At 60.9% G+C, this 5,037-nt stretch carries 4 protein-coding genes; 2 read left to right on the top strand and 2 right to left on the bottom strand.

Annotated elements, in window-relative coordinates:
* Positions 1-51: 51 nt before the first annotated feature.
* Positions 52-810, bottom strand: coding sequence for an SDR family NAD(P)-dependent oxidoreductase (locus tag F8N49_RS25500; RefSeq protein WP_122704245.1), 759 nt, complete (start codon positions 808-810; stop codon positions 52-54).
* Between the two features lie 121 nt (positions 811-931).
* On the opposite strand from F8N49_RS25500, the gene F8N49_RS25495 reads away from it, so the two are divergent.
* Entirely contained in the window at positions 932-1,828 is an 897-nt protein-coding gene (locus F8N49_RS25495; protein WP_122700266.1) for a LysR family transcriptional regulator, read from the top strand.
* 138 nt (positions 1,829-1,966) lie between these two features.
* On the opposite strand, the gene F8N49_RS25490 is transcribed toward F8N49_RS25495, so the two are convergent.
* On the bottom strand, positions 1,967-2,989 hold the full coding sequence (locus tag F8N49_RS25490) for a transporter (protein ID WP_130928856.1): 1,023 nt from the start codon (positions 2,987-2,989) through the stop codon (positions 1,967-1,969).
* A gap of 276 nt (positions 2,990-3,265) precedes the next feature.
* Here F8N49_RS25490 and F8N49_RS25485 point away from each other — a divergent pair, with 276 nt between their 5' ends.
* Complete coding sequence (locus F8N49_RS25485; protein ID WP_151553081.1) at positions 3,266-4,888, top strand: methyl-accepting chemotaxis protein; 1,623 nt, start codon at positions 3,266-3,268, stop codon at positions 4,886-4,888.
* The last annotated feature ends 149 nt before the right edge of the window (positions 4,889-5,037 follow it).

Genomic DNA, 5,037 nt, shown 5'->3' with positions numbered 1-5,037 from the left:
GCAGCCCAGCGGGGATAAATCCCCTCGCCACAAACAGTCTGTTGGTTGAGGTCAGAGAAACATGCCGCCGGATGCCTCGACCCGCTGACCGTTGATCCACTGCCCACCCTCTGACAGCAGCAGCGCCAGTGCACCGCCAATATCATCCGGCAGCCCCACACGACCCAGCGCGGTGTTGCTGGCAACCATCGCGTTGACCGCGCTGTTGTCGCGCACCGTGCCACCGCCAAAATCGGTTTCAATCGCCCCCGGCGCCAGAACGTTCACGCCAATCTGACGCGCACCCAGCTCTTTCGCCTGATAACGCGTCAGCACTTCCATCGCACCTTTCATTGCCGCATAAGCGCCGTAACCCGGCAGGCTGAAGCGGGTCAGGCCGCTGGAAATATTGACGATGCGCCCACCGTCATTGATCAGCGGCAGCAGTTGCTGAGTCAGGAAAAACGGCCCTTTCAACTGCACGTTCATCAGCAGATCGAACTGCTCCGGGGTGGTTTCGCTGAACAGCGCATGCACGCCGACCCCGGCATTGTTGATCAGGAAATCAAAGCGCTGACGCTCAAAGGTTTGCTCCAATACCTGTTCAACCTGCGCGGCAAACGCGGCGAAATTCTCGCTGTGGCCGACGTCCAGTTGCAGCATCGCCGCTTTCGCGCCGAGCGCCTGCAATTCAGTGACCAGCGCCTGGGCCTCGTCGGCGCGGCTGTTGTAGGTGCCAATGATGTCAATGCCTTGCGCGGCGAGGTGCAGGGCGGCACTGCGGCCGAGGCCACGACTGGCGCCAGTGATCAGTGCGATTTTGCGGTTCATGCTGACTTCCTCGATTGCATTGATTGGGGATGGAAGAAGTTTATTTATCCGCCCTGAGGTGATAAACACGGCAAAAGCGGAATCACTGATCGGCTCAGCCGAACAATCACCGGGGCTTGTCATGAACAAACTGGAACTGCTGCGCACCTTCGTCCGGGTCAGCGAACTGTCGAGTTTCACTCTCGCCGGGGAAAGCCTCGGCCTGCCGCGCTCCACGGTATCCGAACAAGTGCAGGCACTCGAAGCCTTGCTCGGCACGCGGCTGTTGCAGCGCACCACGCGCAAGGTGCAGGCCACTCAGGATGGACTGGTGCTGTATGAACGCAGCAAGGACTTGCTTTCGCACATGGATGAAATCGAAGGGCTGTTCCGTCAGGACGAGGCTTCGCTGACCGGGTGCATCCGCGTCGACATGCCGAACATCCTCGCGCGACGCTTGATCATGCCGCGCCTGCCGGAATTCATGGATCGCCACCCGAATCTGCAGATGGAAATCAGCAGCACCGATCGCCGTGTCGATCTGCTCAGCGAAGGTTTCGACTGCGTATTGCGCATCGGCGCGCAGCCGGATCAGTCGGTGGTCGCCCGGCATCTTGGCGACTTCCCGATGGTCAATTGCGCCAGCCCGGCTTACCTGCAACGTTACGGCGTGCCGCAGACCATCGAGGATCTGGCGCAGCATCGACTGGTGCATTACGTCGGCGTACTGGGCTCGCGTTCGGAAGGGTTTGTGTATGAGGAGGGTGGCGAAGTGCGACGGGTGGCGATGGCCGGCAGTGTCACGGTCAACAGCACCGATGCCTATGAAGCGGCGTGCCTGGGCGGCTTCGGCCTGACGCAGGTACCGCGCACCGGCATGCAGCCGCATCTGGAAAATGGCGAACTGGTGACCGTACTGCCGCAACACACCGCACCGCCGATGGCGATTTCGTTGTTATACGCACGGCAACGGCATTTGCCGCTGCGGGTGCGGGTGTTTATGGATTGGCTCGGCGATGTCGTTCGTTCAACGCTCTGACATTGAGCACATTGCCCCTATGGGAGCGAGCCTGCTCGCGAAAGCGCCATGTCATTCAACGTTGATTTATCTGACACACCGACTTCGCGACCAGGCTCGCTCCCACAGGGAGGGCTGTGTTGTGTGTGGGATATGCGCTCAGTAATCGCCACGCTTGCGAAACGCCCAGCGCCCGGCAATCACGGTAAACGTCGCAACCAACGCGACCAGCACCCAAAATCCGTGCGGGTCCTGGGACAGCGGCACACCGCCGACATTCATGCCGAAAAAACCGGCAATGATGTTGATCGGCAAGGCCAGCACCGTCACCACCGTCAGGGTGAACAGCGTACGGTTGCTCTGTTCGTTGAGGTTGGCGGCGATTTCTTCCTGCAACAGTTTGATGCGTTCGCCGAGGGCCGTGAGGTCGTTGATGATCAGCGCAAACTCCTCGGTGGATTTGCGCAACTCCTTGACGTCCTCCTTCTGCAACCACGGCGGCGGACGATTGAGCAGGCGCAGCAGCGAACCCGGCTCCAGCGCCAGCAGCCGTTGCAGACGCACCAGCACGCGACGGTTGGCGCCAAGTTCGGCGCGGTTGGTCGACAGGCGCGAGGAGAGCAGTTCGTCTTCGACCTGATCGACACTCAGACTGGTCTTGCGCACGATCTGCGTCAGCACTTCGCCCTGATCGCGCAGCAAATGCACGAGCAGTTCCGAGGGCGAGCGAAAGCATTCGCCGGCCTTCACCGACGAGCGCAACTTGTCCACCGAGTGCAGCGGTTGCAGGCGCGCGCTGACGATCAGTTTGCTGCGCACGCAGACCCACAGCGTCGACACGTCGGAGGAGACCATGCTGCTGAGGTTGAACACCACATCGTTGACCACCGCCAGCAGCGCCGAATCGACATGCTCGATGCGCGTCGATCGCGAACCTTCGTGCAGCGCTTCGAAAAACTCCTCGGGTAATTGCAGATGACTTTTCATCCAGCGCTCGCACGCGGCGTGGGCCAGGTTCAGGTGCAGCCAGAGAAATTCTTCGCTGTCGCCGTCGTCCTGCAAACAGCGCAAAGCCGTCGCCGAATCGATCTCGCGCCCGCGCTCACCGGGTACAAAGCGAAAGCCGTAGAGCAAGCCAAACAGGTCCGGGGCACGATGGCTGATATCGAGGCTGTGGTTCATGGCGGCTCACTGCGAGGAGGGTGTCTGGTGGGGGATTTTCAGGTTCACCTGAGCGGCATCATCGCAAGCCAGCATGACCGTTTTGTGACAGTAAAGTGACTGCAAATCAACGCGTTACCGACTGTCGGAAGATTCTCAAGAAGCCCTCTGGCGCGCCGATCTCAGGTGAGTTAGGTTGCGCGCCATCGGCCCTTGGCCATGGTACGTCGACAGGGAAGTCCGGCCATTTTTCACGTCCGCTCGGGCGTGCCTCATCCCTGCTTCGAGTACCTTGCAATGCTGCAAAAATCCCTGAGAACGCAAATTCTCGCCCTGCTGAGCGGCAGTCTGCTGGCAATATTGTTGATCGCGCTGGCCTGCTTTCATTTCCTCTCCAACGGCGTGCAAAGCTATAGCCAGTTGATCGCCGGCCCGCTGCACACTTCGCAATTGATCGATGAAGCCAACCTGCAATTCAAAGTGCAGGTGCAGGAATGGAAAAACGTCCTGCTGCGCGGCAAGCAACCGGCGGATCTGGCGAAATACTGGAGCCAGTTTGAAGAGCGTCAGCGCGACGTGCAGAATATTCTCGGCGAACTGGCCGGCCAGAAAGGCATCGAGGCCAATCTCAAATCCCGCATCGAACGTTTGCGCGAGGAGCATCGCCAGTTGGGCACGGCCTACCAGAAAGGCCGCGATGCCTACGTCGTTGCCGGTGGTGATCCGAGCGCCGGCGACGCAGCGGTCAAAGGCGTTGATCGCGCCACCAGCGAGCAGATGAGCGCACTGGTCGCCGAGCTGCGCGAGCAGGGCACCTCGCAATCGGCGTTGATCAGTGCCAGCGCTGAGCGCACCGTGTGGCTGGGGCTGTTGGTGATGCTCGCGTCAGGCTTGTTGATTGGTCTGCTGAGCCTGTGGCTGGTCAGCCGCAACCTGATCGAGCCGATCCGCAACCTCATCGATTACGTCACCCGCTTGAGCCGTGGCCAGTTGGCCGAACGTGTTGTCAGCGAGCGTCGCGATGAACTGGGCAACCTCGCCGCCGCAGCGAACACTCTGCGCGATTTTCTGGCGGACACCTTCACTCGCTTGCAACGCAGCGCCGGTGATCTGGACAGCGCCAGCGGCGAATTGAACGCCATTGCCACGACCATGGCCGGCGGCACCAGCGAGCAATTCAACCGCACTGATCAAGTGGCCACGGCGATGAATGAAATGTCCGCCACGGCCCAGGAAGTCGCCCGTCACGCCGCCGATGCCGCGCGTGCTGCCGACGATGCCGATCACTCGGCGCAGCAGGGTGAAAAGGTCATGCAGACCACCATTCACTCGATCACGCAGATGCGCGGCGAAATCGCCAACACCGCCACGGTGATCCGTCGCCTGGAAACCGACAGCGGTCGTATCGGCAAGGTGCTGGAAGTGATTCGTGGCATCGCCGAACAGACCAACCTGCTGGCGCTCAACGCGGCCATCGAAGCGGCGCGGGCGGGCGAGGCCGGGCGTGGTTTTGCCGTCGTCGCCGATGAGGTGCGCAACCTCGCTCAGCGCACGGCGGAGTCGATCATCGAGATCAACCAGATCATTCAGAACGTGCAGACCGGCGCTGTCGATGCCGCGCAGGCTATCGAGAGCGGCCAGGCGCGCAGTGACGAAAGCGTCGAACAGGTGACCCAGGCCGGCGCGATGCTGGAGCGCATCACCCTGGCGGTGGAGGCGATTCGCGACATGAACCGGCAGATCGCCACGGCCGCTGAGGAGCAGACTTCAGTGGCCGAGGATATCTCGCGCAACCTGACTGAAATCACCGCGATTGCCAGCACCAACCTGGACAACGTGCAGCGCACCGAAAGTGCCAGTCAGAACCTGCATGGGTTGTCGGGGCAGTTGAATGAGGTGACGGCGCGGTTGAGTGCTTGATTGCGAGTTCAAGCGTCCGGCAACTTTCGTAGGTCCTCGCCTGCTCGCGATAACGGTGGAACAGTCAACATTGATGTCGCTGACACTCCGCTTTCGCGAGCAGGCTCGCTCCCACATGATTTACGGCAGGCATGAAAAAGCCGCACGAT

The organism is Pseudomonas sp. GXM4 (genome assembly GCF_008923895.1).
In the GTDB taxonomy this organism is placed as follows: domain Bacteria; phylum Pseudomonadota; class Gammaproteobacteria; order Pseudomonadales; family Pseudomonadaceae; genus Aquipseudomonas; species Aquipseudomonas atacamensis.
This window is presented reverse-complemented; position numbering and strand designations above follow the sequence as displayed.

What these genes read in the sequence shown, in the direction of transcription:
- F8N49_RS25500 (WP_122704245.1), bottom strand. Translation starts at nt 810, where the DNA reads ATGAACCGCAAAATCGCACTGATCACTGGCGCCAGTCGTGGCCTCGGC.
- F8N49_RS25495 (WP_122700266.1), top strand. Translation starts at nt 932, where the DNA reads ATGAACAAACTGGAACTGCTGCGCACCTTCGTCCGGGTCAGCGAACTG.
- F8N49_RS25490 (WP_130928856.1), bottom strand. Translation starts at nt 2,989, where the DNA reads ATGAACCACAGCCTCGATATCAGCCATCGTGCCCCGGACCTGTTTGGC.
- F8N49_RS25485 (WP_151553081.1), top strand. Translation starts at nt 3,266, where the DNA reads ATGCTGCAAAAATCCCTGAGAACGCAAATTCTCGCCCTGCTGAGCGGC.